At 69.7% G+C, this 26953-nt stretch carries 23 protein-coding genes and 4 pseudogenes; 12 read left to right on the top strand and 15 right to left on the bottom strand.

All coding sequences use genetic code 11. The annotated features are described in order from the left end of the window. The first annotated feature begins 62 nt into the window (after nt 1–62). On the top strand, nt 63–722 hold the full coding sequence (locus DP107_RS16415; RefSeq protein WP_238330910.1) for a TVP38/TMEM64 family protein: 660 nt from the start codon (nt 63–65) through the stop codon (nt 720–722). On the opposite strand, the gene DP107_RS16410 is transcribed toward DP107_RS16415, so the two are convergent. From DP107_RS16410 to DP107_RS21500, 6 genes and pseudogenes are all read right to left on the bottom strand, one after another. After that, the gene (locus DP107_RS16410; RefSeq protein WP_144263219.1) at nt 716–1699 is read right to left on the bottom strand and encodes a winged helix-turn-helix domain-containing protein; all 984 of its coding nucleotides are present in this window, start codon (nt 1697–1699) and stop codon (nt 716–718) included. The two genes, DP107_RS16415 and DP107_RS16410, sit on opposite strands and share 7 nt — an antisense overlap. A 65-nt stretch (nt 1700–1764) precedes the next feature. After that, entirely contained in the window at nt 1765–1908 is a 144-nt protein-coding gene (locus DP107_RS21290; RefSeq protein WP_394348552.1) for an HVO_2523 family zinc finger protein, read from the bottom strand. Between the two features lie 132 nt (nt 1909–2040). Continuing rightward, a pseudogene (locus DP107_RS21700) lies at nt 2041–2553 on the bottom strand (TSCPD domain-containing protein); the annotation flags it as partial. Between the two features lie 173 nt (nt 2554–2726). Next, a pseudogene (locus tag DP107_RS21510) lies at nt 2727–5694 on the bottom strand (LAGLIDADG family homing endonuclease); the annotation flags it as partial. A 24-nt stretch (nt 5695–5718) separates the two neighbouring features. Next, nucleotides 5719–7092, bottom strand: a pseudogene (locus tag DP107_RS21505) (LAGLIDADG family homing endonuclease); the annotation flags it as partial. After that, nucleotides 7084–7737, bottom strand: a pseudogene (locus tag DP107_RS21500) (ribonucleotide reductase N-terminal alpha domain-containing protein); the annotation flags it as partial. The pseudogenes DP107_RS21505 and DP107_RS21500, both read right to left, overlap by 9 nt. 366 nt (nt 7738–8103) lie before the next feature. Between DP107_RS21500 and DP107_RS16400 the strand changes: the two are divergent. The 3 genes from DP107_RS16400 to DP107_RS16390 all read left to right on the top strand — a co-directional run bounded on the left by DP107_RS16400 (nt 8104) and on the right by DP107_RS16390 (nt 9463). After that, nucleotides 8104–8313, top strand: a complete 210-nt coding sequence (locus tag DP107_RS16400; RefSeq protein ID WP_144263217.1) for a hypothetical protein — start codon at nt 8104–8106, stop codon at nt 8311–8313. Nucleotides 8314–8366: 53 nt separating this feature from the next. After that, nucleotides 8367–9044: a phosphate signaling complex protein PhoU gene (gene phoU, locus DP107_RS16395; RefSeq protein ID WP_144263216.1), complete on the top strand. Its 678-nt coding sequence runs from the start codon at nt 8367–8369 to the stop codon at nt 9042–9044. Nucleotides 9045–9208: 164 nt separating this feature from the next. Further along, nucleotides 9209–9463 (top strand): DUF7123 family protein, encoded by a 255-nt coding sequence (locus DP107_RS16390; protein ID WP_144263215.1) that lies wholly within the window; start codon nt 9209–9211, stop codon nt 9461–9463. A gap of 6 nt (nt 9464–9469) precedes the next feature. Here the strand turns inward: DP107_RS16390 and DP107_RS16385 are convergent, their stop codons facing one another. Together DP107_RS16385 and DP107_RS16380 are read right to left on the bottom strand one after the other, a co-directional pair. Continuing rightward, nucleotides 9470–10090 (bottom strand): winged helix-turn-helix transcriptional regulator, encoded by a 621-nt coding sequence (locus tag DP107_RS16385; RefSeq protein ID WP_144263214.1) that lies wholly within the window; start codon nt 10088–10090, stop codon nt 9470–9472. 80 nt (nt 10091–10170) lie between these two features. After that, entirely contained in the window at nt 10171–11391 is a 1221-nt protein-coding gene (locus DP107_RS16380; RefSeq protein WP_144263213.1) for an SPFH domain-containing protein, read from the bottom strand. A gap of 102 nt (nt 11392–11493) precedes the next feature. Between DP107_RS16380 and DP107_RS16375 the strand changes: the two genes are divergently transcribed. Continuing rightward, the gene (locus DP107_RS16375; protein WP_144263212.1) at nt 11494–12195 is read left to right on the top strand and encodes a hypothetical protein; all 702 of its coding nucleotides are present in this window, start codon (nt 11494–11496) and stop codon (nt 12193–12195) included. A 95-nt stretch (nt 12196–12290) separates the two neighbouring features. Then, nucleotides 12291–12818: a DUF5813 family protein gene (locus tag DP107_RS16370; RefSeq protein ID WP_144263211.1), complete on the top strand. Its 528-nt coding sequence runs from the start codon at nt 12291–12293 to the stop codon at nt 12816–12818. A gap of 623 nt (nt 12819–13441) precedes the next feature. Here DP107_RS16370 and DP107_RS20260 read toward each other — a convergent pair. Beyond that, on the bottom strand, nt 13442–13699 hold the full coding sequence (locus tag DP107_RS20260) for a hypothetical protein (RefSeq protein WP_185977358.1): 258 nt from the start codon (nt 13697–13699) through the stop codon (nt 13442–13444). 77 nt (nt 13700–13776) lie between these two features. Between DP107_RS20260 and DP107_RS16355 the strand changes: the two genes are divergently transcribed. Beyond that, the gene (locus DP107_RS16355; RefSeq protein WP_144263209.1) at nt 13777–14700 is read left to right on the top strand and encodes a PhzF family phenazine biosynthesis protein; all 924 of its coding nucleotides are present in this window, start codon (nt 13777–13779) and stop codon (nt 14698–14700) included. A 122-nt stretch (nt 14701–14822) separates the two neighbouring features. Here the strand turns inward: DP107_RS16355 and DP107_RS16350 are convergent, their stop codons facing one another. Then, a complete protein-coding gene (locus tag DP107_RS16350; protein ID WP_144263208.1) occupies nt 14823–15011 on the bottom strand; it encodes a DUF5786 family protein in 189 nt (62 codons plus the stop codon). Nucleotides 15012–15389: 378 nt separating this feature from the next. Between DP107_RS16350 and DP107_RS20255 the strand changes: the two genes are divergently transcribed. The 4 genes from DP107_RS20255 to mfnA all read left to right on the top strand — a co-directional run bounded on the left by DP107_RS20255 (nt 15390) and on the right by mfnA (nt 19995). Beyond that, entirely contained in the window at nt 15390–15539 is a 150-nt protein-coding gene (locus DP107_RS20255) for a hypothetical protein (RefSeq protein WP_185977357.1), read from the top strand. A 119-nt stretch (nt 15540–15658) separates the two neighbouring features. Continuing rightward, nucleotides 15659–17932 (top strand): phosphoenolpyruvate synthase, encoded by a 2274-nt coding sequence (gene ppsA, locus DP107_RS16345; protein WP_144263207.1) that lies wholly within the window; start codon nt 15659–15661, stop codon nt 17930–17932. 57 nt (nt 17933–17989) lie between these two features. Next, on the top strand, nt 17990–18793 hold the full coding sequence (locus tag DP107_RS16340; protein ID WP_144263206.1) for a DUF7537 family lipoprotein: 804 nt from the start codon (nt 17990–17992) through the stop codon (nt 18791–18793). 116 nt (nt 18794–18909) lie between these two features. After that, the gene (mfnA, locus tag DP107_RS16335; protein ID WP_144263205.1) at nt 18910–19995 is read left to right on the top strand and encodes a tyrosine decarboxylase MfnA; all 1086 of its coding nucleotides are present in this window, start codon (nt 18910–18912) and stop codon (nt 19993–19995) included. A gap of 81 nt (nt 19996–20076) precedes the next feature. Here mfnA and DP107_RS16330 read toward each other — a convergent pair whose 3' ends face one another. Next, the gene (locus tag DP107_RS16330) at nt 20077–21405 is read right to left on the bottom strand and encodes an NAD-binding protein (RefSeq protein WP_144263204.1); all 1329 of its coding nucleotides are present in this window, start codon (nt 21403–21405) and stop codon (nt 20077–20079) included. A 149-nt stretch (nt 21406–21554) separates the two neighbouring features. Between DP107_RS16330 and DP107_RS16325 the strand changes: the two genes are divergently transcribed. Then, nucleotides 21555–22310, top strand: a complete 756-nt coding sequence (locus tag DP107_RS16325; protein ID WP_144263203.1) for a TrkA C-terminal domain-containing protein — start codon at nt 21555–21557, stop codon at nt 22308–22310. Between the two features lie 7 nt (nt 22311–22317). Here DP107_RS16325 and argF read toward each other — a convergent pair whose 3' ends face one another. From argF to DP107_RS16305, 4 genes are all read right to left on the bottom strand, one after another. Then, the gene (gene argF / locus DP107_RS16320) at nt 22318–23226 is read right to left on the bottom strand and encodes an ornithine carbamoyltransferase (protein ID WP_144263202.1); all 909 of its coding nucleotides are present in this window, start codon (nt 23224–23226) and stop codon (nt 22318–22320) included. Next, nucleotides 23219–24307 (bottom strand): [LysW]-lysine hydrolase, encoded by a 1089-nt coding sequence (locus DP107_RS16315; RefSeq protein WP_144263201.1) that lies wholly within the window; start codon nt 24305–24307, stop codon nt 23219–23221. Before DP107_RS16315 ends, argF begins: the two co-directional genes overlap by 8 nt. Continuing rightward, a complete protein-coding gene (locus DP107_RS16310) occupies nt 24304–25431 on the bottom strand; it encodes an aspartate aminotransferase family protein (protein ID WP_144263200.1) in 1128 nt (375 codons plus the stop codon). The genes DP107_RS16315 and DP107_RS16310 overlap by 4 nt, the downstream gene beginning before the upstream one ends. Before the next feature lie 364 nt (nt 25432–25795). Beyond that, nucleotides 25796–26749, bottom strand: coding sequence for an acetylglutamate/acetylaminoadipate kinase (locus DP107_RS16305; RefSeq protein WP_144263199.1), 954 nt, complete (start codon nt 26747–26749; stop codon nt 25796–25798). Nucleotides 26750–26953: the final 204 nt, after the last annotated feature.

The raw sequence follows: 26953 nt of genomic DNA, 5'->3' as shown, positions 1-26953 counted from the left end.
CCCACACGCTCCGCACGAACGCGGGCGGAAAACGTATACCGACCCTCCCGCACACCCCGGACGTGCAGCGCGCGACCCGGCGACAGCTGTTCGGCGCGGCCCTGTTCGGGGGGGTCGTCCTCGCGGGGGCACTGCTGACGTCCCCGGACGCCGCCATCACGCGGCTCCACGCCCTCGCGGCCCGGCCGGCGCTGTTCGCGCCCGCGCTGCTGGCGGGCTACCTGCTCCGGCCGCTGGTCGCCTGGCCCATCAGCGTCCTCTCCGTCCTGCTGGGCTTCCTCTACGGCCCCGTCGCGGTTCCGGTCGCGCTCGCCGGCGCCGTCCTCACGTGCACGCCCGCCTACCTGCTCGCGCGCCGGACCGGCGAGGCGGGGCTGTTCGGCCGTGCCGGCGACGCCGGCCGCGGCTTCTTCGCGGCCACCGGCGACGTGCGGGGCCTGACCGGCCTCCGGCTCATGCCCCTGCCGCCGGACCCCGTCTCCTACGGCGCCGGCCTCTCCGGGCTCTCGCCCGGCCGGTTCGTCCTCGGCACCGCCCTCGGCGAGTGCCCGTGGGTCGTGACGGGGGTCCTGCTGGGGGCGTCGCTGGAGACGCTCACCGTCGACGGCGTCGGCGCCGGGCTCCCGCTCGTCGTCGCACTGGCGGCGCTGGCCGTCCTCGTGCTCGGCGGGCCGCTCTACCGGCGGTGGCGCGAGCGGCGTGGGGAGTCGACGGGCTACTGAGCAGCCCCCTCGTCCCACGCCGTCTCGACGACGTCGAGGCTCTCGTCCACCGTCAGCGCGACCGACTCCCCACCCAGGTCGAACGTGTACGTCGCGCGGAGCGGGTCCGCCGCGTGGACCGTCTCCTCGTACGCGCCGTGGACCTGCTCGACGGCATGGACGTCGTCCGGGGCGATCGGGTTGTGGCCGTTCGCGGCGAGCAGCGCCAACAGGTCCGTCCGCGCCGCCAGTGCCACCACGGGCTCCCCGCCGGCGACGAGGATGCAGTTCGTGCAGGCCACCCGGACCCCGACCGTGTACCGGCCGCCACAGGTCGGGCACGGTCCCCCGTCGGACTCGTGGTCCTCGCAGACCACCGGCTCCCACTCGACGGCGCCGGAACACCGTGGGCAGACGCCGGCGGACAGCGAGAGGATCTCCAACTCCCCCCACGTCCAGGCCGCCCGGAGGGTCTCGGTCGGGGAACGGCCACGCACGCCGGCCGGCGGCAGCGGGTTCCGGCCGAGGTATCCCTCGACCTCCTCGATGGGCATCCCGCTCTCCCGATACCGCCGGCCGTACCGGCCGGCACACCCGGTGCAGAACTGCTCCACCGACCCGTCGCGCCACCGGACCCTCGTGGCGGCCCCGCAGTACGGGCACGGCTCCTCGACCTCGGTCATGGGAAGTTCCGGCTGCTCGGTCACCGCCCCGGAGCGCACCGCCTCGGCGACCCGGCGGCCGGCCGGTGCCAGCCGGTAGCCGCCGTCGACCCGTTCGACGAAGTGGCCGACCATCCGGTCGAGGTGGTAGTTGAACCCGCCGGAGTCGTCGGCGTCGCTTCGCGCGTACAGCTCGGAGAACGGGACCGGCGTGTCGAGGTCGCCCAGCGCCCGGAGGATCCCCATCCGGGTCTCGTCCCCCAGCACCGCGAACGCCTCGTCCGGGGCGAGTCGGTCGGCGTCGCTACCGCCGTCGGTCGCGTCGTCGGGGGGCATACCACACGGCTGGGGCGCCGGGCCTAAACGCCCACGCCCGGCTTGTCCACACGACGCACACGGGCCTACCTGAACGGGTCGCTGCAGTCGATGATCGGGCCGTGCTGCGGGCAGACGTACTTGCAGTGGCGCTTGTAGAGGTCGGCCTCGCAGGTCGGACAGGTCGGCGGCCCGCTCATACTACCGCTTGCGTGGCGTGGCACCTCAATCCGGCGACTGCGGCGGGGAGACTCGCCGTTCTACCTGAGAACGTGTCGAACAACCCGGGTAGGATCGTGGGTCGGCCCTAACCCGCCGATCCGAAGCGAAAACGGGTACAGAGCGGAAAACGGCGGCCTACCTCAGCACTCCGACCAGCCGCAGGACTCGCAGGTCTTGCAGCCCTCGGAGAAGTAGAGGTTCATGCCGCCACAGTCGGGGCACTCGGGGCTCTCGCCGGCCTCGATGAGCGACTGGGTGTCGCCCTGGTCTGCTCGGCGGGCGCCGGCGCCGCCGTCCGTCTCGGGTTCCGGCGTCGGCGGCTCGGGCGTCGCCGTGGTGTCGGCGGTCGCGCCCGACGGGCCGTCGGCTTCGACGGCCTCGTCCAGCGAGGTCTGCTTGGGGTACGGCTTGTCGATCTCGTCCTGGATGTAGCGGTTCAGCGCCGTCCCGATGGCGTCCGGGATGGAGTTGATCTGCTCGCCCTTGTCCCAGGCGACCTTCGGGCTGCGCGTCCCCCGGAGTTCGTCGACGATCTCCTCGGGGGCGACGCCGGCCCGGAGCGCGGTGGAGATGACCTTCCCCAGCGCCTCGGTGAAGGAGTTGGTGTAGCCGCCGGAGTGACCGATGTTGGCGAAGACCTCGAACGGCCGGCCCGTCTCCGGGTCCTCGTTGATGGTGACGTACAGCTTCCCGTAACCGGTCTTCACGCGCTGGCTGACGCCGTGTAGCGTGTCCGGCCGGGGCTGGAGCTCGCCCGTCGCGTTGCCGGCCTCCTCCAGCAGGCTCGCGACGTCGGCCTCGACCTGGGCCCGGACCTCGTCGTTGTCGAGGAAGGCCTCCAGGCCGCCGAACGCCTCGTCGACCTGCTCGAGGATGGCCGCCGCGGCCTCGGACTCGTCCATCTCCGAGAACTCGGTGTTGTCCGCACGCGTCGTGAGAACCTGCTTCGAGCGGGTGCCGTCGCGGTAGACGGTGACGCCCTTCCCGCCGTTCTCGTAGATGTAGCGGTAGACCTCGTCCATGTCCTCCTTGCTGGCGGAGTTGGGGAAGTTACAGGTCTTCGAGATGGCGGAGTCGACGCCGGCCTGGCAGGCACACTGCACGCCGGCGTGGTCCTTCCCGGAGAGGTCGGAGGTGACGACGAACAGCTCGCCGATGGCCGTCGGGACCGTTTCCAGCCCCTCGACGCCGTCGAACTCGTTGGCGGCCATCTGCTCCTTGGCCTCCGCCTGCACCGCGTCGACGTCGATGTCGTTGGCCTCCAGGGTCCGGAGGAAGTAGTCGTCGAACTCGACGAGCATCTCGTCGCCCTGGACGTCGTCGGAGACGTTCTTGTAGTAGGCGACGTTGTAGATGGGCTCGCAGCCGCCGGTCGTGTTCCCGACCATCGAGGTGGTGCCGGTCGGCGCGATGGTCGTGGTGTTGTGATTCCGGATGTGGAACCCGTCGGCCCACTCGTCGGCGTCGAGGCCGGTGTGGTGCTCGAACCAGTCGCGGTACTCGGTCGGGTTCGCGTACTTGGAGTTGTCCCACTCCGCGAAGGTGCCGCGCTCCTCGGCGAGTTCGTGGCTGGCCCACTTCGAGCCGTGGTTGATCTTCCGCATCACCTGGCGGGCGATCTCGTTGCCCTCCTCGCTGCCGTAGCGGACCCCGAGCTGGATGTAGAGCTGCGCCAGGCCCATGATCCCCAGGCCGATCTTCCGCATCTCCCGGACCTTCGCCTCGATCTCCGGGACGGGGAAGTCGCTCATCGTGACGACGTTCTCCAGGAAGCGGGTGCCCAGCTCGATGCGGCGCTCGAACTCGCCGATGTCGAGCGCGTTCTCCAGGAAGGCCTCGACGGACGCCTCCAGAGATTCGTTATCCGGCCGATCGTCTTTGAAGACTCGCCAGTCCGGCGAGTCGTGGGCGGCCAGCGTCGAGAGGTTGATGTGGCCGAGGTTGCAGGCCTCATATTCTTCCAACGGCTGTTCCCCGCAGTTGTGGACAACGAGGCCGTCAGCGACGAAGGAATGCGTGTCGGGTTCGGTCAGGTCGTAGACCTCCTCGTGACCGTCGGCCTCAACGGCCTCGACGGTCGCCTCGAACCGTTCACTGTATGGACCGCAGTCGTATGAATCGAGCCGCTCGTCGAGCGCCTCGCTCTTGGAGTCGAGCAGGAACCCGATCTCCTCGCTAAACCGGGCGAGATTGTCCTTCGCGATGACGAGGTCGTGCTGGGCTCGCGTCTCGTACTTCTCCGTACCGCCGTTCCCGTCGGGGAGCTCCCGCGCTCCGGCCTCGCGGCGGTTCTCGTACACCGTGCTGGCGATACCGAAGTTGAGCAGCAGTTGCTGGGCCTCGTACAGCAGGTCCGCGTGAGAGCTGGAGAGGCGAACGGAGGTGCCTTTCTCGATGCTACCCTGCACGCTCCCATCGGCGGTGAACAGCGCCTGCAGGAATCCACGGGCCATCTCCTCGCTCCCGCGCATCACCGCATCGGGGATCTGATGTTTCTCCTCGACCAGGCCAGCTTCGGCCGCATACTCGTAGAGCCGTTCCGAGCGAACCCGCTGTTCGATGGCCTGGGCACCGCGATAGTCGTCGTCGCGAGATATCTCACTGACGGCGACCTCGTAGCCGGCATTCCCGACGGGCTCACGAACGACCTCGTTCACGTCGTTGGCGAACGACTGGGAAATCGCCGTGTCCTCGTCGTAGAAGTTGAGGACGGCCCGCTCCTCACCGTCCTTGAGGTGGCCGTCGCCGACGGTCCAACCGAGAACGCGGCCCTCGGCAGCGGAGCCGTGCTGGCCGAATCTGCCCTTCCGATTCTGGATATGGACAGTGTCACCGGTATCGAGGTCTTGGGCCTCGACCCAGCCATCGTCGGTCATGACGCGATGATCAGCAGTGAGACGGAGGCTGTACCCTTCCTCCGTCGTCAGCTCGTACACGTCTTTTTCTCCCGTTTTGTAGACGCTGCTGGCCTCTTTGACACGGTCGTCGTCGAGCCGACCGTCCACGACGATATCCTGCGCGACACCCTGCTCGTACAGTTCCTCGGCCGTGACAAGCCCGTTCTCCGTGCTGATGAGCGTGTCTCCGGTGACACACGGATTGGTCGCGAGGATACGGTGGTCCGGATGCTCCTCGACGTCGAACGAGTGCTGCTTGTTCACCCGCTCCAGATAGATGACGCCGGGCTCACCGTTCTGGTGGGCCCCATCGACGATGCGGTCCCAGATGAGCTGCGAATCGATGGAGAGCTCCTCGCCGGGTTCGACCTGATCGCCGAGCCCGTAGCGGCCGTACATCTCCTCCGTCTCCGCCGTAGCGACGTGGGGCTCGCCGGTCCGGGGGTTGGTGAAGGTGAACTCCTCGCCGTTCTCCAGGGCCTCCATGAACTCGTCCGTGATGCCCACGGAGATGTTGAAGTTCGAGAGGTGGCCCTCGACAGCGTTGCGCAGGTGCTCGGGGACCCGGCCCTCGTCGTCGATGAGCTCGCGGGCCTCGGCCAGCGCGTCCGAGAAGTCGGTGTGCGTGTAGTCGTCGGGGTCGTTGAGCCGCAGCGTGTGCGCCAGCGAGACGTCCTTGTTCTTTGCGTGCAGGAACTCGATGACGTCCGGGTGCGAGACGCGCATCACGCCCATCTGAGCGCCCCGGCGGGCGCCGCCCTGGGCGATGGTCTCGCACATCTGGTCGAACGTCTCCATGAACGTCATGGGGCCGCTGGCGATGCCGCCGGTCGAGCCGACCGGGTCGCCGTACGGGCGGAGCTGCCAGAAGGCGTAGCCCATCCCGCCGCCGCTGTTGTGTGAGACGAGGCCGTTAGCAACGTACTCCGGGTCGTCGGCGACCGTCACGTCGTATACGGTGTCCTCGCCAGCGTCCTCGATGGTGACGACCGACTGCTCCCACGTCGAGCCGTCGACGGAGCCGACGCCGGTGGGACGGGTCTCGCTCTTCGAGACCGCGGTTTGAAGTGTCTGCGTCCGGTCGTCAAGGAAGCCGACACGCTCGGCGAACGGTGCCAGCCCCTCACGGCCGACAGGAGCGACCGAGGAGTAGTCCCGGTCTTCGTTCGCCCAGTCCCACCGGTTCGCGGGGATACCCGCACCGAGCAGGAGCTGGACGGTATCGCCGACCAGTTTGTCGGAGGCGCTGTAGAGCCGCGGATACTTGCCCTTCGTCAGGGTCCCGTCGGCGGTGAACAGGCCCCGGAGGAACCCGACGGCGATCGAGCGGTCACCTCGCTGAACTGGATCCGGAACCCGGGCCTCCGCGGACGAAGGCTTCGCATCGCCGAAGTTCGCGAGCCACCAGCGCTTGATCTCGTGGCTGTGGATGACTGCCTCGTAGCAGCCGTCTGCCCACGTCCAGTCGAGGCTGGTGTCGAACAAGTCACGGGTGCGGCGGTCGAGCGTCTCGAGGACGGACTCCCGCGAGACGTGGAAGCGGATGCCGTCCTCGTGAACTGAACCGTCACCAACCCAGAGGCCGACCAGTTCGGCCAGGTCCTCACTCAGCGTCGCGGGCTGGGTTACGGTCTTAACCGGGCGACCGTTCGTCTCCAAGTCACGGGCACGGCGGAAGCTACCGACCGTCGTGGCGGTCATGCCGAGTTCCTCGGCGATCTCGCTGTCGGTGTGGCCCGCGTCGTAGAGTGACTCGAACTCATCCTCGTCGAAGCTACGCCCCTTCGCGCGACCGCCCTGTCCGTTGGCTGAGAGTCCGAGTTCGTCCGCACGGCGACGCTGAACAGTCGACGAGGAGACGTCCAACCGCTCGGCGATCTCGTAATCCGAGAGCCCGTCCGCATGGAGACTCGCGATGGCTTCGTTCGAGACGGTCCGGGCGTCGGCCCACCCGGCACCGCTCGGTACCGTCTCCAGCGATACCGTCCGATTATCCTCGGCCAGCCATCCCAGTCGAACCGAGACGGTGTCGCCTTCGGATACGTCGTTGAGTTCCGTCCACTCGCCGTTCACAAGCAGCCGGTGGTTGTGGGTCCCGGTGATCTCGATTCCGCTCTCCGTTTCAAGCCGCCGGGTCGGTGCATCATCGTAGGCGTGGACTTCCTCAACCTGCTTGGTCCGGTAGCTCTCACCGTCGCGCTGGACGATCTCGTCACCTGGCTCCACGTCCGCGATGGAGACGGTCCCCTTGCCCGTGACCCGAACCGTAGCGTCGGCTGTGAGACACTGGAACACCTCGGCGGCCTCCTTGGCGGTCTGGTGGATGTCGGTCAGGTCGTCGCTCGGCGAGTCGACGAAGCAGGCCGAGAGCTGCTGGAGCTCGTCGCCCGCGTTCATCAGGGTCGGCGAGTTCGGGATGAAGGAGAGCCCCTCCATCAGGTCCTGGAACTCGTCGGCCTTCGTCTCGACGTGCTCGCGGACCTCGTCGGGGAGCTCCGGGACGAGCGTCTCGTACGCGAACTTGTTGACGTTGTGGACGTCGAGGGTGGTCTCTGCGTCGACGGCTTCGCCGTCTGAATGAGGCGTCTCCGACGCCTCTCTGTCGTCCTCGGCGGTCGTGCCCGCCCCGAACACCTCCGCGGCCAGTTCGTCGCGGCGCGGGTGGTCCGGCTTCAGCAGGTCCGGCGTCACCGTCACCTCGATGCCCAGGCGCTCGGCCTCGAAGACGGCCTCCGCGAGCGCGATGTTGTTCGCGACCCGCCGGAACAGGTCCTCCTGCTCCTCGACGAAGTTCCCGTCGGCGTCCTTCTTGAGGTAGCGGGCCGGCAGGATGTTGTGGTAGGCGTTGCCCGTCAGCCGCTCCTCCATCGTCTCCCCCTCCGTGCGCTTGACCGGGAGGACGACCTCGTCGGCCTCCGTCTCGGGTGTCTCGGCGCTCATCTGTTCCGCCCTCCGTCTCGTGCGAGAGTGAGATCGAACTGCATTGTCATACTGGTATCTTGTCGTTCCCTACCGGATAACCCTCGGTAGCGTGGGCGTTGCTGGCGTGTGTCTGTCGTCCGTCTGACGCTTTTCCATCGACACTACCCGAACCGCGGACGATGACCACCCGCGAATGGTCACGCGGCACGACCTGTCAAGAGTCGGCCTGGCGTTATAACCGTGTCCAGACCGAAGTGAAAGTGGAACTCCGACCCCGAGAACCGCCAGACGATACCGGTGTTTCGACTAGAAGTAACGGGGGGTCGGGCCCAGTGGCTCGGACGGTCGGTACGCTTACACGTGGCGCCATCGTTGCCCTCTGGCATGCTCCCCGTGCTCGCACCGCTCCAGCTCGGTGTCATCGCCTCCCCCGTCGGAATTATCGGTGCACTGATACTGGTCCTGCTGGCGGTCGTGGTGGTCCGGTTCGTCCTCAGAATGGCCATCCGCGTCACCATCATCGCCGCCGTCGTCGTGGCCGCGCTCTGGTTCCTGGGGCTACTCGGCCCGCTCCGGGGGCTCATCGGCGTCTGACGGGCGACCGACCGGTCGCAATACCTATTCCGCTGCATCGGGTGCGTGTCACCATGACCAGGGAGAGCTACCGGGCGCAGTTGGAGCAGCTCCGCGAGGACGTCCTCTACATGAGCGAGGTCGTCACCGAGCGGTTCCGGACGGCGCTGTCGGCGCTGGAGCAGCGCGACGAGGACACCGCCTGGGACGTCATCGAGGGCGACGGCGAGATCAACGAGCTCTACCTCGACCTCGAACAGGACTGCATTGACCTGCTCGCGCTGCAGCAGCCGGTCGCCAGCGACCTCCGCTTCATCGCCGCCTCGTTCAAGATCATCACCGACCTCGAGCGCATCGCCGACCTCGCCACCAACATCGGCGACTACACCCTGGAGGCCGGCGAGGAGCGCTACCCCGACGTCGACGTCCAGGGTATCGGCGACGCCGTGCTGGGGATGGTCGAGGACGCGATGCGGGCCTACGCCGACGAGGACGTCGACCGCTGTCGCGCGGTCGCCCGCCTCGACGACGAGGTCGACGCCTCCTGTGAACACGCCTCCGACGGGGTCGTCCGGAACCTCATCGAGACGGAGCTTGACGGCCCCGTCGACACGGACGTGAACGCCCTGATGGACGACGTCTCCCGGCTGCTGCTCACCATCCGCGACCTCGAACGCGTCGGCGACCACGCCGTCAACATCGCCGCCCGGGCGCTGTACATGATCGAGAACGACGACGAGCTCATCTACTGAGCCGCTGCCGGTTTCCCGGCCGTACCAACCGACGCGCCGTGACGAACGCTCGGGGGGCCAGTCGTGTTCGAGTACTCCCGGTTCGTTCGGCTAAGTGGCCCGTTACTGCCTGATTAGCCCACCGTACCAAACCCCCTATGCCGGTGTCGCCACTCCGTGGTGGTATGAGCGCGACGGCAGCGTCGACGGGCGAGACCGCGGAGGCGTCCGGACTGAACGAGAAACAGCGCCGCATCGTCGACCACCTCGAACGCGAGGCCGACGGGACGGACTACTTCAAATCACGCGGCATCGGCGAGGCGCTCGACATGAGCGCCAAGGAGGTCGGGGCGAACATGCGGGCCGTCCGCGAGGCCGCACCATTCGAGATCGAGAAGTGGGGCTACTCCTCCGGCACGACCTGGAAGGTCACTATCTGAGTCGGGTCAGTCGCGGTACGCCACGAGGTCGTCGGCCTCGGCCGCGAGCGCGACCGCGTCGGCCCCGAACGAGTCGGCGAACCGGACCAGCAACAGGAGCGTCGTCTCCGGCCGGGTCAGCGCGTAACCGTCCGACCGGTCCAGCAGGCCGGCGTCGGCCAGCGCGGCGGCGTGCTTGCTTACTGTCGGCGCGGAGACGTCCAGCCGGGCGGCCAGCTCCGTCCCGGTCGCGTCCGGGTTCTTGAGCAACCCCACCACCAGCCCGCGGGCGGTGTCCCGGCGGAGGTAGCCGAGCGCCCGGCGCTCGAAGTCCGAGAACCGGCCGGCCGGGACGTAGCGCCGGTAGTCCCCGTCCTTCCAGGACTCGACGGCGTCACGCTCGGCCAGCTCGCGGAGGTGGTACTGCGCCTCCCCGGTCCCCAGCCGGAGGTCGTCGCGGAGCTTCGAGAAGTGCGCGCCCGGCGTCGTCGCGAGGTAGCCACGGATGGCCGCGGGGACGTCGCTCGACGTGTCGTCCGGGGTGTCCGCGTCGGAGCCGGCGAGACGGGCCAACGGCCCGCCGGCGCCGACCGCGGCGAACCGGCGGAGGGTGGCCCGCTTCTCCTCGTCGACCGACTCCTCTCCCATACTCGAGAGTACGCGACCTGGGATAAAAGACCGTCGGCGTCAGTCTACGGCCCCCTATACGTGGCCGTCGAACCGCGCGTTCACTCCGTCTCCGCCTCCCGCCCGCGCTCGGCGTCGGTGTCGCCCTCGCCGTCCCGGGACGAGGTCGCCGCGCCCGTGTTGTCGCCCGCGCCCACGTCGATGTCGGGCTCCTCGGCGTCCATCTCCTGGATGACCTCGTCCGGGTCACGGATGTCGGTGGGGTCCTCCCCCTCCTTGATGGCCTGGGCCTGGGCCTCCATCTGCTCGACGTCCATCTCCGTCTCCTGCTCGATCTGGCCGAGGATCTCCTCGATGTCGTCCAGCCCGAGCAGCTCGCGGGTCTCGGCGTCGAACTCCAGTGCATCAAGCTCCTCGCCGTCGGCCTGCACGTCGCTGCCGGTCAGATGCTTGCCGTAGCGGCCGACCAGCGAGGTGAGCTCCTGGGGCAGGACGAACGTGGAGGACTCGCCCTGGCCGATGGACTCGAGCGTCTCCATCCCGCGCTCGATGACCGCGCGCTCGCCCATCGACTCGGCGGACTTCGCACGGAGCACCGTCGAGATGGAGTCACCCTGCGCCTCGAGGATCTGGCTCTGCTTCTCCCCCTGGGCCCGGATGATGTCGGACTGCTTGTCACCCTCGGCCTTCTCGACCGCGGAGCGTCGCTCACCCTGCGCCTCGAGGATCATGGCACGACGGCGGCGCTCGGCGGAGGTCTGCTGCTCCATCGCCTGCTGGACGTCCTGCGAGGGATTGACCTCGCGGACCTCGACGGACTCGACCCGGACGCCCCACTCGTCGGTGGGCTCGTCGAGTTCCTTCCGGATGCGGGCGTTGATCTCGCCGCGCTTGTTCAGCGTATCGTCCAGCTCCATGTCGCCAAGCACCGCCCGGAGCGTGGTCTGTGCGAGGTTCGAAACCGCCCGCTTGTAGTCATCGACCTCCAGGAACGCCTTCTTCGCGTCCATCACCTTGATGTAGACGACGGCGTCGGCCGTCACCGGCGAGTTGTCCCGCGTGATCGCCTCCTGTCGGGGCACGTCGAGGGTCTGTGTTCGCATATCGAACGCGTAGGTCGCCGAGACGAACGGCGGGATGAACGAGATGCCGGGCTCCTTGATCCCCCGGTACTGTCCGAACAGTGTCCACACCTTCCGCTCGTAGGCCTGCACGATGACGACGGACTTGTAGACGGCGACGATGGCGATGGCCAGGATGACCAACGTGACGATGCCACCGACGACGCCCCCGGTCTGTGCCGGGAGGACGGGGAGGGACATACTATCGATTGGGCGACCCGAGGCATAAGGATTCGCCACGGAACCCTCGTCCGGAAGGCCGGGTCCACTGGTTTGATACCGACGGGGGTCCGTCGCACCGGTATGCCCTCCCCCCGGTACGTCGGCCGGATAGCTCTGGCCCTCGCACTCCTGGCGGCTCCGGTCTGGGGGCCCGCCCTCGCGCTGTCCGCCCCGACCTACGAGTATCGTGCCACCCTGTTGACCACTGAGAGCGGCACGCTCGGCTTCGCGAACGGCTCCCGGCTCCCATCCGACGGGGTCGATGGGATCGACTGCTTCGCAACCAACCGTCCGGACCGACCCTGCGTCCACGAGGCGAGCCTGCTGAACGGCTCCCGGACGGTCGACTATCCACCGCTCCGCGCGGGGAGCGGCAACCCCCAGCTCGGCGTCGAGCGGTACGTCGCCTTCGGGGCGGAGAGCCACGTCTACGAGCGGACGAGCGCGTACGCCGGGGAGCGGGGCGGCAGCTACGTCCTCGGACTGGAGCGAGTGCCGCCACGGAAGGTACTCGAGGACGTGGCCGTCGACGTGGCGGACGCACGGGAGCCGGTCCGAGGGACCGTCGAGACCGGAACCGGGACGTCCGGGACGCCGCTGGACGAGGGCCGCATCGTCGCCGTCCCGACCGACGGCGGCGACCGGCGATACTTCCTGGTCTACGAGGGTCGGCGTCGGTCGGGGGTTCCGATCGACGACGGGGACGCGGCGGCTCTGGAGCTACTCGCGGTCGTGCTCGGGGCCGCGCTCCTGCTGGACGCGGGGGCGCCGAGGGGCCGCTGAGTCAGGGCGTCGGACCGAGGTAGCTGTAGAGCCCGTGTCAGGGCCGCCAGCGCCTCCCGACGCGCTCTTTATCCTCGGTGCCCAACTGTTCGTTGATGCCCGACGAGCTCCCGGCCGCGGCGGCCCGCGCGTTCGACGCCCACGATGCCTACGAGCGGGCGGCGGGTGGCCCCGCCTTCGTCCTGACCACGACCCGCTTCGACGCCACCACCACCGCCCGCGACGACTCCGAGACGGAATGGGCCCTCACATACGAACTCGAGGTCCGGGCTCCGATGCTCTCGGCGGTCACCGCCGACGCCGTCGGCCCGGCCGTCGAGGAGGGCTGGTTCGACACCTTCGCGCTCCGGCTGGAGGACGCCCCCGGCGCGGTGCGTGACTCCGTCGACACCGACCTCGACGTGACCGAGGAGGCCGACGACGCCGTCGTCACCTACAGCTTCGAATGGGGCGACCCCGACCGCGCCGCTGCCATCGCCAAGGCGTTCGCCGAGTTCGTCGAGGGCACCTACATGGAGGGCGTCGTCCCGGGCTACGACTACCAGCAACCCGTCTCCGAGATGCTCGCCTCCGCCCGCGGTGCCGGCGGGGACGAGGGGTCCGGCGACCCGATGCCGCTGTAGAACGTATTCGTTTCCTACCCGAGTGGCCGTATCCGGACACGGGGTGTCATGGAACGGTTGTCATACCCCTCGTCCGCTCGCTCACGTCCCCAACACGGGCACTGTACTGAACGATACGGAGCGTCCGTCTATCGTGGAACGGGACGACGGAGACCCCGCGCACACGCTGTCTCGTTCTGAACGGGGCTACGGTCGTCCCGATGAGAGGACGTACATCCCGAGAACTGTCGCGGGGATTCCCACCAGTGCAGCAGGGATTCGGAATCCGCCGACCCAGAGCATCGCACCGGCGAAATACCCGAACATCACGGCGAACGTCGCCGACCACTGCCATGACCACCGTCCCCCCGTGGCCGTCGAACCCTGGCTCATACCCTGGCTTTCGATGCCGGCAGTATATGATTGTCGCCGGTAGGACGCCGGATGACGTCCGCCGCGTCGTGAACGGCGCGGGTTCCCGAGCGTCGGGATACGACGGTTCGTGGTGAGCCTGCTCCTGTGGGGCGACGTGCCCCGTGGCTTCGTCGAGGGGGCACACCCTGGCTGTGCCATCCGACCCTTATCCACCCCCCGGTCACAGGCGAGATCCGGGAGTACCGTCCGTCGAACGTTCGCGGCTCCGTTCACGCCAACGTCGGCGACCAGTCCACACCCCTCACAGACGGACAGCCCCGCTCGACGCGCTGACTGTCGTCGGTGCTCCCGGACGAGGCGCACGGTTCGGACGTGTCGCGTGCGTCCACCCGCTCAACGCTGATGCCGCACTCGGCGGCTGTGCAGTCCAGCATCCGGATGGAGCGGTCGAACGCCCATCCGTACGGAGCGGGAGTACCGTGGTCGCCCTGATCGGCACCCTCACGGCTGCCCGACAGGTCGCCCACGGCAGTCTCCCCGGCCCGTGCCACGCACCCGCTGGCGACCACCCGGAGTTTTCCGGGGCCGGCCCGTCCCGGTGGGTATGACCGACCACGACACCAGACGCGCCCTGCTGGTCGACGCGTTCACCGACGAGCCGCTGACGGGTAACGCGGCCGGGGTGCTCCCGGACGCGAGCGGCCTCGCCGACGAGCAGTTACAGGCCATCGCGGCCGAGTTGGGGGCCAGCGAGACGGCCTTCCTCCTCCACAGCGACGAAGCCGACCGCCGGGTCCGCTACTTCACGCCCACTCAGGAGGTGGACCTCTGCGGGCACGCGACGGTCGCCTCGCACGCGCTGCTCGCGGCGGACGGCCACATCGGGGACGGGAGCCACAGCCTGGAGACGAACGTCGGCGTCCTCGACATCGAGGTGGACGGCGGGACGGTGTGGATGACCCAGAACCCGCCGGAGATCCGCGAACTCGACGCCCTCGGCTACGAGGCCGTCGCCGACGCGCTCGGGACCCGGGTCGAGGGGCTCCGGGGGCTCTCCGAGGATCTGCCGCTGGCGCGGGCAACGACCGGGCTCCCGTTCCTGATGATTCCGGTGGAGTACCTGGCTGATCTGAGCGGGATGGAGCCGGACATGGCCGCCATCGAGGCGCTGACCGATGAACACGACTGCGCCGGCGTCTACGCGTTCACCTTCGACACGCTGGACGCCGAGTCGACGCTTCACGCCCGGATGTTCGCGCCCGGCGCGGGCGTACCCGAGGACCCCGTCACCGGCACGGCGTCGGGCGCCTGCGGGGCCTACCTCGACCGGTTCGGCGCGCTCGACCCCACCCCGGAGACGATGCTGTTCGAGCAGGGCCACTTCGTCGACCGGGACGGCCTGGTCCGGGTGGACGCGAGCGATGCGACCACGGCGGGCCGCGTCCGCGTCGGCGGCGAGGCCGTCGTGGCGCTCGACGGGGAGATCGCGGTCCCCTCCGTCGAGGAGGACGACATCATCGAGGCGTAGGGCCGGGGACTGCCAGTGGGCCGCGTCGCTGCCGGGGACGGGCTCTCAGGGGTGACTGCAGCAGGAGACGTGCGTAGTGAGCCGGGGCGAATCGGGCGGGCCGAGCAGGGGTCGCCGCGAGGTTACTCCTCCTCGTCGTCGTCCTTCATGTCCTGGAGCCGGTCTATGAGCTCGTCCGTTCCGGCGTTGTTCTCGAAGCTGACCTCGCCATCGTGCTCGTGCTCGTGGACGTCGACCGCCTCCACGTCCTCGTCGTCGGTGGATTGCTGCTGGTTCTCCTGCTCGGACTCGTCGTAGCTGCCAAAGCCCATACGTTCGATGGTCGGGACAGACACGGATAAGTCGCGGGGGTTACGCCGGGGTCGCTCGGCACCGGAACGGGACACAGCCCCAGGTTGTACACTCCTTCGGTACCCTGAGGACCGGCTGAGAGAGCGTACAGCGGGAAAACCTGTTTGTATATTGATTATTCCGAGACTTTATATCAGATGTTAATATAGTTTGTAATAGGGGCGGGGTCAGGGGAAACCATGGTTCAAGAGGAAGACAGGCGACAAAGAGGCGCAAAGCCAGTTCGTCGGCGATTCCGATACGGCCGTGATGTCCACCGAGACGGCGATGCCCACGGTGGCATCCACGCCGGAAACCGAAGGAGGTAGCGGCTGACCGGTGGGACGATGGAGGGAAGCATGCCCAGACCACCCGTCACGTCCCTGATCCCCGGGATGGCCCCCGGAACGCACAAGCGCAACGTCCTCGTCCTCCTGCTGTACCTGCTGCTGTCGTTCGTCGGGCTGGCCGCGGCCGGCATCGCTGTCCCGCGGCTGGTACCGTTCTGAGGGGAACGCGGGCGAGGACCGGCCTCGGTGCGGGACGGCACTGGTCACTGGCATGGTAAGAATTGCCCCTCGCGGCGTGGTTCGGAACCTTCTTTGTCGGCGTAGCGGTTCGTCCGGTAATGGCAGTACTCTGGCTCGACGAGATCGGGGCTGAGGACCTCGACTCCGTCGGCGGCAAGGGCGCCTCCCTCGGGGAGATGACCGCCGCCGGCCTCCCGGTGCCGCCGGGGTTCGTCGTGACCGCGGGCACCTACCGCGAGTTCATCGAGTCGACCGGTATCGACGAGGAGCTGTTCGCGGCCGTCGACGTGGACACCGAGGACTCCACGGCCCTCGCGGAGGCCGAGGCCCACGCCAAGGAGCTCATCCTGGAGACGGAGATGCCCGAGCACATCCGGCAGGGAATCGTCGACACCTACGCCGACCTCGACGACGGCGAGGCGTTCGTCGCCGTCCGCTCCTCGGCTACCGCGGAGGACCTCCCGGACGCCTCGTTCGCCGGACAGCAGGAGACGTTCCTCAACATCACCGGCGAGGACCTGGTCGACCGCGTGAAGCGGTGCTGGGCCTCGCTGTTCACCCAGCGGGCGATCTACTACCGACAGGAGCAGGGGTTCGCCCACGACATCGTCGACATCGCGGTGGTCGTCCAGCGGATGGTCGACGCCGAGAAGTCCGGCGTCATGTTCACCAGCCACCCCTCGACCGGCGAGCCGAAGATCATCATCGAGGCCGCGTGGGGGCTGGGCGAGGCCGTCGTCTCCGGCTCCGTCTCCCCCGACAACTACGTCATCGACCGCGAGACCGGCGAGATACTCGACGCCACCATCGCGGACAAGAAGACGATGATGGAGAAGGACCCCGAGACGGGGAAGACGATAGAGCGCGAGGTCGACGAGGAGTTGCGCGAGGCCCAGGTGCTCGACGAGCCGGAGGTCGAGGCCCTCATCAACCTCGGCAAGCGCGCCGAGGACCACTACGGTGACCCCCAGGACATCGAGTGGGCGATCACGGGCGGGGACGTCTACATGCTCCAGTCCCGGCCCATCACGACCATCAGCGACGCCGGAGCCGGGGCCGGCGCCGACGCGGCCGTGAGCGACGGGAGCGGCGACAGCGACGACGTCCTGCTGAAGGGGGTCGGCGCCTCACCCGGCATCGTGAGCGGGGCGGCCCGTATCGTCCGCAAGCTCGACGGCCTCGACAAGGTCGGCGAGGGCGACATCATCGTCACGGAGATGACCACGCCGGACATGGTCCCCGCGATGAAACGGGCCGCCGGCATCGTGACCGACGAGGGCGGGATGACGAGCCACGCGGCCATCGTCTCCCGGGAACTCGGCGTCCCCGCCGTCGTCGGGACGGGCACCGGGAGCAAGGTCCTCGGCGACGGCCAGCTCGTCACCATCGACGGTGACAGGGGGACCATCTCCGAGGGCACCGCCGACGAGGAGACCACCAAGGAGGACCGTCTGGACGAGGTCCGCCCGCAGAACCCGGTGAAACCGATGACGGCGACGGAGATCAAGGTGAACGTCTCCATCCCGGAGGCGGCCGAGCGCGCCGCCCAGACCGGCGCCGACGGCGTCGGGCTGCTCCGGATGGAGCATATGATCCTCTCGACGAACGAGACGCCCGAACACTACATCGAGAACCACGGCGAGGACGCCTACGTCGACGAGATCATCCGCGGCGTCCGGGGCGTGGCCGACGAGTTCTACCCCCGTCCGGTGCGGGTCCGCACCCTGGACGCCCCGACCGACGAGTTCCGCCAGCTGGAGGGCGGCGAGGACGAACCGCACGAGCACAACCCGATGCTGGGCTACCGGGGCATCCGGCGCTCGCTCGACCGGCCGGACGTGTTCGCCCACGAGCTGGAAGCGTTCCGCCGGCTCTGGGACATGGGCTACGACAACGTCGAACTGATGCTCCCGCTGGTCAACGACGGCGAGGACGTCCGCCGGGCGCGGACGCTGATGGAGGAGGCCGGCATCGACACGGAGAAGCGCGACTGGGGCGTGATGGTCGAGACGCCCGCCGCCGCGCTCACCGTCGAGTCGATGATCGAGCAGGGCATCGACTTCGCCTCCTTTGGGACGAACGACCTCACCCAGTACACGCTGGCGGTCGACCGGAACAACGGCAACGTCGCCGACCAGTTCGACGAGCTCCACCCGGCCGTGCTGGAGCTCATCGCGGGGGTCATCGGGACCTGCCGCGAGCACGACGTGGCGACATCCATCTGCGGGCAGGCCGGCTCCAAGCCGGAGATGGCCCGCTTCCTCGTCAACGAGGGCGTCTCCTCCATCTCGGCCAACATCGACGCCGTTCGCGACGTCCAGCACGAGGTCAAGCGCATCGAGCAGCAGCTGCTGCTGGACTCCGTCCGCTGAGCCGCGTCGCGACCACGACCCACGAGGCTTTTACCCCGTCATCGCCGACCGGGAGCCATGCAACGGTCCTCGCTCGCGGCGCTGGCGCTCGCCCTGTTGCTCGTGACCGCCGGCTGCAACGGGCTCGCGCTCGGAGACGGCGGTGATGGCGGCGACGGCAGCGACGGCGGCGACGGCGCCACGGGCAGTGCCCTCCCCGGCGTCGAGGACGGCGAAGTGACGAACACCACGGCGCTCCTGGCCGCCCACCAGCAGGGGCTCGTCGATGCCGGCTTCGAGAACCGTGTTCGGGTCAACGCCACCGTCGTCCAGCAGGACCGGGTCACCGACGTCCAGCGCAGTCAGCAGACCGTCGTCGAGGCCGGTGGCGGCGAGTACCAGTACCGGACGGTCAACGGGGGCGGCAGCGGCTTCGTCCGGTTCGACCACTGGGGCAACCGGTCGGTCTGGGTGACCCGCGGCCAGGTCGGGAACACGACCCGCTACCAGGTCCGGGACCAGGCGGCGCCGATGCGGAGCCTCTCCGGCGCCGCGCTGCTCGGTACCTACCTCAACGGCTCGGCGGCGACCGCCGCCGAGACCCGGGAGGAGGACGGCCGGACCCTGACCGTCTTCGAGACGACGACGCCCCCGGCTGACGCCAACGCGCTGCCGGTGAACCGGAGCCAGGTCGAGGCGTACGAGGCCCGGTTCGTGGTGGACTCGCAGGGCCGCATCCACACCTTCGTGGCGGAGGGCTCCTACGAGCTTCGCGGGGAGGTCCGGACGTTCCGCATCGGCTACGAGACCCAGCGGCTGGACGCCCCGAGCGTCTCCCAGCCCGACTGGACCGGCGAGGCGCTCCGCAACCGGAACGGCTGACGCGACGGTCGGACGCTCACGGCCCGGGGTCGCGGGCCACCATCGACGGCCGCCGATAACTCCCGTCAGTCCGTGGCGCAATACCTAAGCCAACGCCTCCACTCGTTCCGGGGTAGATGCAGCGGGTCGAACGGAACCCACAGGACTTCGGGCGCGTTCTCTCGTCGATGTGTACCCGGCCACACCCCGCGGCCAGGGATGCGGCCGAGCGGTTCCTCGCGACGAACCCGGGCGACCCGGGGACCTACGAGACCGTCGCGTCGCTGGAGCGACGGGCCGTCGACCTGCTCGGCGGGGTCGTCGGGCTCCCCGACGTCGCGGGCTACGTCGCCTCCGGCGGCACCGAGGCCAACATCCAGGCCGTCCGCATCGCCCGCAACCGCTTCGAGACCGACACCCGCACGCCGAACGTCGTCGTCCCCCAGCACGCGCACTTCTCGTTCTGGAAGGCCGCCGACGTGCTGGGCGTCGAACTCCGGACCGCGCCGCTGTCGGACTACACCGCCAACCTGGAGGCGGTCAAGGAGCAGATCGACGAGGACACCGTCGCCGTCGTCGGGGTCGCCGGCTCGACGGAGTACGGCCGCGTCGACGACATCCCGGCGCTGGCCGATCTCGCCGATGACGTGGGGGCGCTCTGCCACGTCGACGCCGCCTGGGGCGGCTTCGTCCTCCCGTTCACCAGCTTCGACTGGAACTTCGCCTCCGCCGACATCGACACGATGACCATCGACCCGCACAAGCTGGGCCAGGCCGCGGTGCCCGCGGGCGGCCTGCTCGCGCGGGGGCCCGAACTGCTGGACGAGCTCGCCATCGACACGCCGTATCTCGAGTCCACCTCGCAGGTGACGCTCACCGGCACCCGCTCCGGTGCGGGCGTCGCCTCCGCCGTGGCCGCGATGGAGGCGCTCTGGCCGGACGGCTACCGGGAGCAGTACTACGAGTCCCAGGCCGACGCCGAGTGGCTCACCGCGAAGCTCCGGGCCCGCGGCTTCGATGTCGTCCCGCCGGTCCTCCCCATCGTCGCGGCGGACATGCCCGACCGCCTCATGGACACGCTCCGGGACCGGGGCTGGCGGCTCTCGCGCACCGGTCGCGACGAGGCCCGTGTCGTGCTGATGCCCCACGTCGACCGCGCGATGCTCCGGGAGTTCGTCGACGACATCGACGAGGTCTTCGCCGAGTTCGATATCGGGCGATGAGCTTCGACCGCGGGTTCCGGACGAACCGCCATGTTCACCGACAGTATCGGATATAGCGTTCGAAACCGGGCGATAGCGGAATCAATCGCCTCGTTCGTCAGCAGATTCGGGACCACCCCGGTCGGCTGCGTCCGACTCGCCTCCGTCCGAGGCCGCCGCCTCGTCGGGGTGGTCCGGCGCCAGGGCCTCCTCGTCGGGAGCCGCCAGGATGTGCGCGGCGAACTCCTCCATGCCGGCCTCGCCGAGCGCGGACTGGACGAGCAGGTGACCGCCGATGACAGCCGGCGAGAGGACGGTGTCGGCGCCGGCCCGCTTCAGCTTCCTCTCGTTCTGTCGCTCGGTGACGGCGGCGACGATGTTCAGGCCGGGGTTGAGTTCGCGGGCGGTGAGCACCGCGAGAGCGTCCTGTGCGTCGTCGTCGGTCGCAGCGACCAGTGCGCGGGCGCGGCCGATCCCGACCCGCCGGAGCGGCTCCTCGTCGGACGGGTCCGCCACGATGACCTCCGCGTCCCGGTCCCGGAGCCGCCGGGCCTTCTCCTCGTCGCGGGTGATGACGACGAACGGCACGTCGCCCAGTTCCTCGATGATCGGTTCCGTCATGTCGCTGAATCCGACCACGATGACGTGGTCGTCCAGCAGTTCCAGTTGTGAGTCGCTCATAGTTCCCAGTGCCTCGGCGAGGCGGGCCTCGATGGCCGGCGTCAGCAGCGTCCCCAGCGCGACCGCGAACGACGCGGTCCCGATGACGAGCGCGCTCAGGGCGAACAGCCTGGCGGTCTCCGTGGCCGGCGTCACGTCACCGTAGCCGACGGTCGATGCCGTGACCAGCGCGAAGTAGAGGGCGTCGGTCAGGGAGTCGACGCCCTCGAAGCTCTCCCGCAGCGCGAACGTGCCGACGGTGCCGTAGACCAGCGAGCCGACGATGGCCGAAAGCGCCGCCAGCTGGGACGTGCTGACGTCGAACGCCCGGTCGAACGCGCGGTAGTTGAGTAGCAGTCCGAGCAGCGATAGCACGGACAGCGCGACGAGCGGTGCCGCCACCGGCAGCGTCCGCCCGGCGACCGCGATGGCGGTGGAGCCGACCAGCCCCTGGAGCGCCGTCACCGGAAGCAGGACGACGGCGAGGGACCAGGCCGCGCGGACCCCCCGCCGGAGTCCGGCGGAGGTGGCCAGCAGGACGAACCCTGTGAGCGCGCCGGTGAAGCCGAACGCCCGCTCGACCGACCCCGGGACGTACGCCGATAGTGGCCCGCCGGTCGCCGGGCTGCCGATGTTCACGATGCCGGTGATCACCGAGAGGAGGGCGACGACGGTGACGAGGCCGACCGCGGCGCGAACCCGGAACAGCGACCGGCCGGCCCGGCGGCCCGGCTCGCGGGCCTCGTCCGGTTCGTCGTCGACACCGCTCATAGCCCCGGGTCGCTCCCGGTCGACAAAACTACCCCGGTACCGGCGCGTTCGCGCTGACCGGCGCCGACCGCGCCGAGGGCGAGGTCTCGCGGGTCGTCCAGGCCGTCGGCCGCGTCGTCACGGTCGACCTCCCCGAGTCGGTCGCGGACATGGAGGGGTACGACCCGGTCCCGCCGGAGACGAAGGCCGACATCGCGGGCGCGACGCTGGTCTTCCCGCGCCGACTGACCGTCGAGGAGCTCCGCAAGCGGCTCGTCGGGCGGCTCAAGACGGACCACGGCGTCGGCCACGTGGACATCGACCTCGACGAGACGGGGACCGTCTCCTACCTCGCGCTCGGGGCCCGTGAGGCCGGCATCGGCCCGTCGCTCCCGCCCGGGACCGCCGCGGTGTCGGTCCGTGCCGACCCCGCCGACGCCGCCCGGGCCGGCGACGTGGTGCGGCTGTATCGGCCCGGCGGCGAGGACGACGACCCCGAGCGCGTGACCGCCGCGGAGTTCCGGGGCAGCGCCGGCGACGTCGTGACGCTGGCCGTCGACGAGGCCGAGACCGACCGGCTGGACGACACGACGCGCTACCGACTCGTCACGCTCCCGACGAGCCCGCGGGCCGACCGCGAGTTCGCCTCGCTCCTGCGGACCGCCGAGGAGACGATGGGCGTCGCGACCGTCGCGGAGGGGAGCCCGCTGGTCGGGCTGACGGTCGGCACCATCGCCCCGGCGGTCGCCGCCATCCGGCCCGTCGGCGGCACCGTCGAGGCCATCCCCTCGCGCGACCGGGCGCTCGCCGCCGGCGACACGCTGTACGCCGTCGCCCGACCCGGACCGCTCCGGCGGCTGGAGGCCGCGGCCCGCGGCGACCCCGAGGCGGGGCCGCCGCTCGCGGGGGCGTCGAGCGACGACTGACCCCGGCTCAGTCCAGCCAGGTCAGCAGCCCCTTCTGGGCGTGGAGCCGGTTCTCGGCCTGGTCCCAGACCAGCGCCCGGTCGGACTCCATCACCTCGTCGGTGATCTCCTCCCCCCGGTGGGCAGGGAGACAGTGCATCACCCGGGTATCCGGGCCGAGCAGGTCCGCGTCCACCCGGAAGCCGCCACGCTGGAACCGCTCCAGTTTCGCCGCCCGCTCGTCCTCCTCCCCCATGCTGACCCAGACGTCCGTGTAGACGATGTCGGCACCCTCGGTGGCGGCCCGGGGGTCGGTCGTGGTCTCGGGCGGCGTCCCCAGCTCGGCGGCCCGGTCGAGGACGGCGTCGTCGATGTCGTACTCCGGCGGGGTCGCGACGGTCAGGTCGAGGTCGACCATCGCCGCGCCGAGCACGAGCGACTGGGCGACGTTGTTACCGTCGCCGACCCACACGACCCGCGGCGTCTCGAAGTCGCCGAACTGCTCGCGGATGGTGAGGAGGTCCGCCAGCGTCTGGCAGGGGTGGGCGTCGTCGGTCAGCCCGTTGACCACGGGGACGGTGGCGTACTCGGCGAGCTCCTGGACGTCGGCGTGGTCGAACACGCGGGCCATCAGCAGGTCCACGTACCGCGACAGCGCGCGGGCCGTGTCCTTGACCGGCTCGCCGTGCCCCAGATGGATGTCGTCCGGGCCGAGGAACACCGCGTACCCGCCGAGCTGTGTCATCCCCGTCTCGAAGGAGACCCGGGTCCGGGTGGAGGGCTTCTCGAAGACCATCCCCAGCGTCTGTCCGGAGAGGAGCGGGTGGTGTTTGCCGCGCCGCTCGCGCTCCTTCAGGTCGGTCGCGCGGGTCAGGACGGTGTGCAGTTCCTCGGCCGTCAGGTCGTCGATGTCGACGAAATGGCGTGGATCAGTCATCGGTCTCGGTGAGGTCGTCCGCGACGCGTTCGAGGACCGCGACGGCGCGGTCGAGATCGCGCAGCGGGAGGTGTTCGTTCGGCGCGTGGTCCAGGTCCGAGTCGCCGGGGCCGTAGGTCGCGATGGGGCAGTCCCAGGCGTCGGCGAGGACGTTCATGTCGCTGGTGCCGGTCTTGCGCAGCAGCCGCGGGTCCCCGCCCACGTCGCGGATGGCGACGCGGAACGCCCGCGCCACCTCGGTCCGGGGCGAGACCATCACCGGGGGCACCCTGTCGTACCAGTTGACCGCGCCGCCGTCCAGCTCCGCGACGACCCGCTCCTGGACGTCGTCGACGGTCAGCGATGGCGGCACCCGGAGCTGGACGGCCATCGTCGTCTCGACGGAGAGCCCGTCGTCGGTGAGACCCCCGTCGACCGCGACGGGCTTGGTCGTCACCTGCTCGAACACCGGCTCGTACTCGTCGGTCTCGTAGCGGTCCTCCACCCGCGACCACCAGCGGATGGCCGACTGGATAGCGTTGGCCGCCTCGCGGGAGGAGTGGCCGGACTCGGAGGTGTGGACGTACCGGCCTGCGGTCAGCCCGCGGTAGCCGAGCGTGATACCGTCCCAGCCCGACGGCTCGCCGTTGATGACCGCTCCCGGCGCGTCGCGGTGCTCGACGAGGTGGTGGGCCCCCCGGGAGTCGACCTCCTCGCCGACGACGCCGACGAAGGAGACACCGGCCCGGACGGCGGCGACGGCCATCGCACACAACGGCCCCTTCGCGTCGACGCTCCCGCGGCCCCATAGCACGTCGCCGTCGTCGCCGGACTCGACACGAACCGGGATGTCGCCCGGGACGGTGTCGATGTGGGAGGTGAGCAGTAACGAGTCGTCCGCGGGCGCGCGGACGTTACCGATTCCGTCGAGCCAGGCCTCGCGGCCGTGGGCCTCGAAGAAGTCGACCAGCTCGGCCGCCGCCGCTTCCTCCTCGCCGCTCGGCGAGGGCGTGGCGACGACCCGTTCGAGCAGGTCACGCGCCGTCTCGTCCCGCCCGACCGACGGCGTCGGATCGACGGCCGGCTCGGCGGCATCGCTCATCTCATGATCGCCTCCAGCGCGTCGACGACGCGGTCGGCGTGCTCGCGCTCGATGACCAGCGGCGGCAGCAGCCGCAGCACGGTCCGCCCGGCCGGCAGCGCCAGGATGTCGTGCTCGATGGCGAGGTCGCGAAGCACCCGGTTGGCCCCCCGCTTCACCTCGATACCGATCATCAACCCGTGCCCGCGGATGTCGCGCACCTCGTCGCCGAGGCGGGACTCCACCTTACCCATCAGGTAGTCCCCCATCTCGGCGGCGTGGGCCGGGATCCCCTCGCGCTGGAGCACCTCCAGCGTGGTGCCGGCGGCCGCCGAGACGACGGGCCCGCCGGAGAACGTCGACCCGTGGTCGCCCGACTCCTCGGCGATCCACTCCCGGCAGAGCGTGGCGCCGATGGGGAGGCCGCTGCCCAGCCCCTTCGCCGTCGTCAGGATGTCGGGAACGACGTCGTGCCGGTCGCTGGCCCACATGTGACCCGTCCGGCCGAGACCGGTCTGAATCTCGTCCATGACCATCGCGGCCCCGCTGGTAGCCGTCGCGACCCGGACGGCCTGCAGGTAGCCCGTGTCGACGGGGTTGATGCCGCCCTCGCCCTGCAGCGGCTCGATGATGACCGCGGCCGTCTCCTCGTCGACGGCCTCGCGCATCGCGTCGGGGTCGCCGTACTCGACGAACTCGACGCCGCCCGCCAGCGGCTCGAACGGCTTCTTGTACTTGTCCTTCCACGTCGCGGCGAGGGCCCCCATCGTCCGGCCGTGGAACCCGCGCGTCGTGGCGACGATCTTCTGTCGACCCGTCGCCGAGCGGGCGAACTTCAGCGCGGCCTCGTTGGCCTCCGTCCCGGAGTTGCAGAGCCAGACGTAGTCGGCGTCGCCGGGGCCACAGTCCGCGAGCGTCTCGTACAGCGCGTCGCGGGCGTCGTTCGGATACGACGCCTGGACGTACATGAGCCGCTCCAGCTGCGAGGTGGCCGCGTCGACGACCTCCGGGTGGCAGTGCCCGACGGGAGTGCAGGCGTAGCTGGCGCCGAAGTCGAGATACTCCGTCCCGGCGGAATCGTAGAGGTGGACCCCCTCGCCGCGCTCGATGCGGATGGGCTTCTCTGAGAAGACGAACCCTGTCATTGGCTTTCCTGGTAGTCCTGCACTATCGAACCTGTCGGTCCGTACGAGTGCTGCGAGACGAAGTTCCGGGCCTTCGTTCCGGGAGTGACTACGAAACGACCATTGCAACGGGGGGAACTGGCAGAAAGCCCCTGGCGGCTGCGGTCGCACGGCTCGCTGCACGCCTCGGTCGCTCGCTTCGCTCTCTCCCTGCGGTGCTCACGGCTTTGCCGTTCGCTCGGGGGAACTCTGCTCCCCCGCTGCCTACGTCGCCGTGCTTCCCGCAGCCGCCAGCCCCTTTCGGTCCCACCCGGTAGCCTGCCCAGCGGGGCGGCGCCCGTGCCAGCACGGTGTGTGCTCACAGCGAGGGGCAGCGAGCACATCATCATGATTCCGCCTCCGGAAGCGCGCTCGCGAGGACGTGCGTGCCCTCACCCTCCAGCGCGGTCCGTACCGGCTCGTCGGCGTTCGCGGAGGCGACGACGACCTCCGGGGCGCCCCCTTCGAGCGCCTCCGTCGCGGCCATCACCTTCCGGCTCATGAACCCCTCCGCGGCGTCGGTGAGGGCCTCGTATTCCCCGGGGGTCGTGACGCGCTCGATGCGCGTGTTCGGGTCCTCGGGGTCCGCGTAGACGCCCTCGACGTCGGTGAGCGAGACGAGCGTCGCGCCGAGCGCGCCCGCCACCGCGGCGCTGGCGCGGTCGGCGTCCGTGTTGACCGCGACGTAGCGGGACTCCGTCCCGTCCGCAGACGGGCTCTGCCCGTCGACGCCGCCGTCGGCCAGCATCGGCGGTGACGCGACCGGCGTGTAGCCGTCGGCCAGCAGCGTCTCCAGCAGGGCGGCGTTCACCGACCCGATGCGCCCGGAGTGGTCGCCGCGCCGGATCTTCCGCTTTCCGTCCTCGACGACCCGGACGGCGGACTTGCGGGCGCCCGTCAGCAGGCCGCCATCGACGCCCGAGAGGCCAACGGCGTCCGCGCCGGCGTTCCGCAGCCCCGTCACGAGGTCCGTGTTCACCTGCCCGGCCATGGCCATCTTGAACACGTCCATCGTCTCGGCGTCGGTGAACCGGCCGACCACGCCCGACGGGGTCTCGACGTACTCGGGCTCCATCCCCATCCGTTCGAGCGCCTCGTCGACGGCCGTGGAGCCGCCGTGGACCACGACCAGCTCGACGCCCTCCTCTCGCGGGTCGCTGCGCTCCCCGCTCGACCGTTCGTCGGCGCTCCGAGCCGACCCGTCGACCAGCGACGCGATGTCCGCAAGCGCCCCCTCGGGCTCGACGGCCTTCGCGCCGCCGATCTTCACGACGACGCGATCGTACTCGTCGACGCTCACGCCGCCCCACCTCCGGGAACACACACCGTGCTGGCGGGGGCGCCGCGCCGTGAATCAGCCGCTCGGGCGCCGCGCCGCTGGTCAACTACGGGTGGGAACGGAAGGGGCGGGGCACTGCGGGAAGCACGACGACGCAAGGATCGCAGGGAACGCCCGGAACGGCGGGTGAGCGAAGCGAACCCGCCGCACGCCCGGACCCTGAGG

Origin of the sequence: Haloglomus irregulare (assembly GCF_007421925.1) — an archaeon.
In the GTDB taxonomy this organism is placed as follows: domain Archaea; phylum Halobacteriota; class Halobacteria; order Halobacteriales; family Haloarculaceae; genus Haloglomus; species Haloglomus irregulare.
This window is presented reverse-complemented; position numbering and strand designations above follow the sequence as displayed.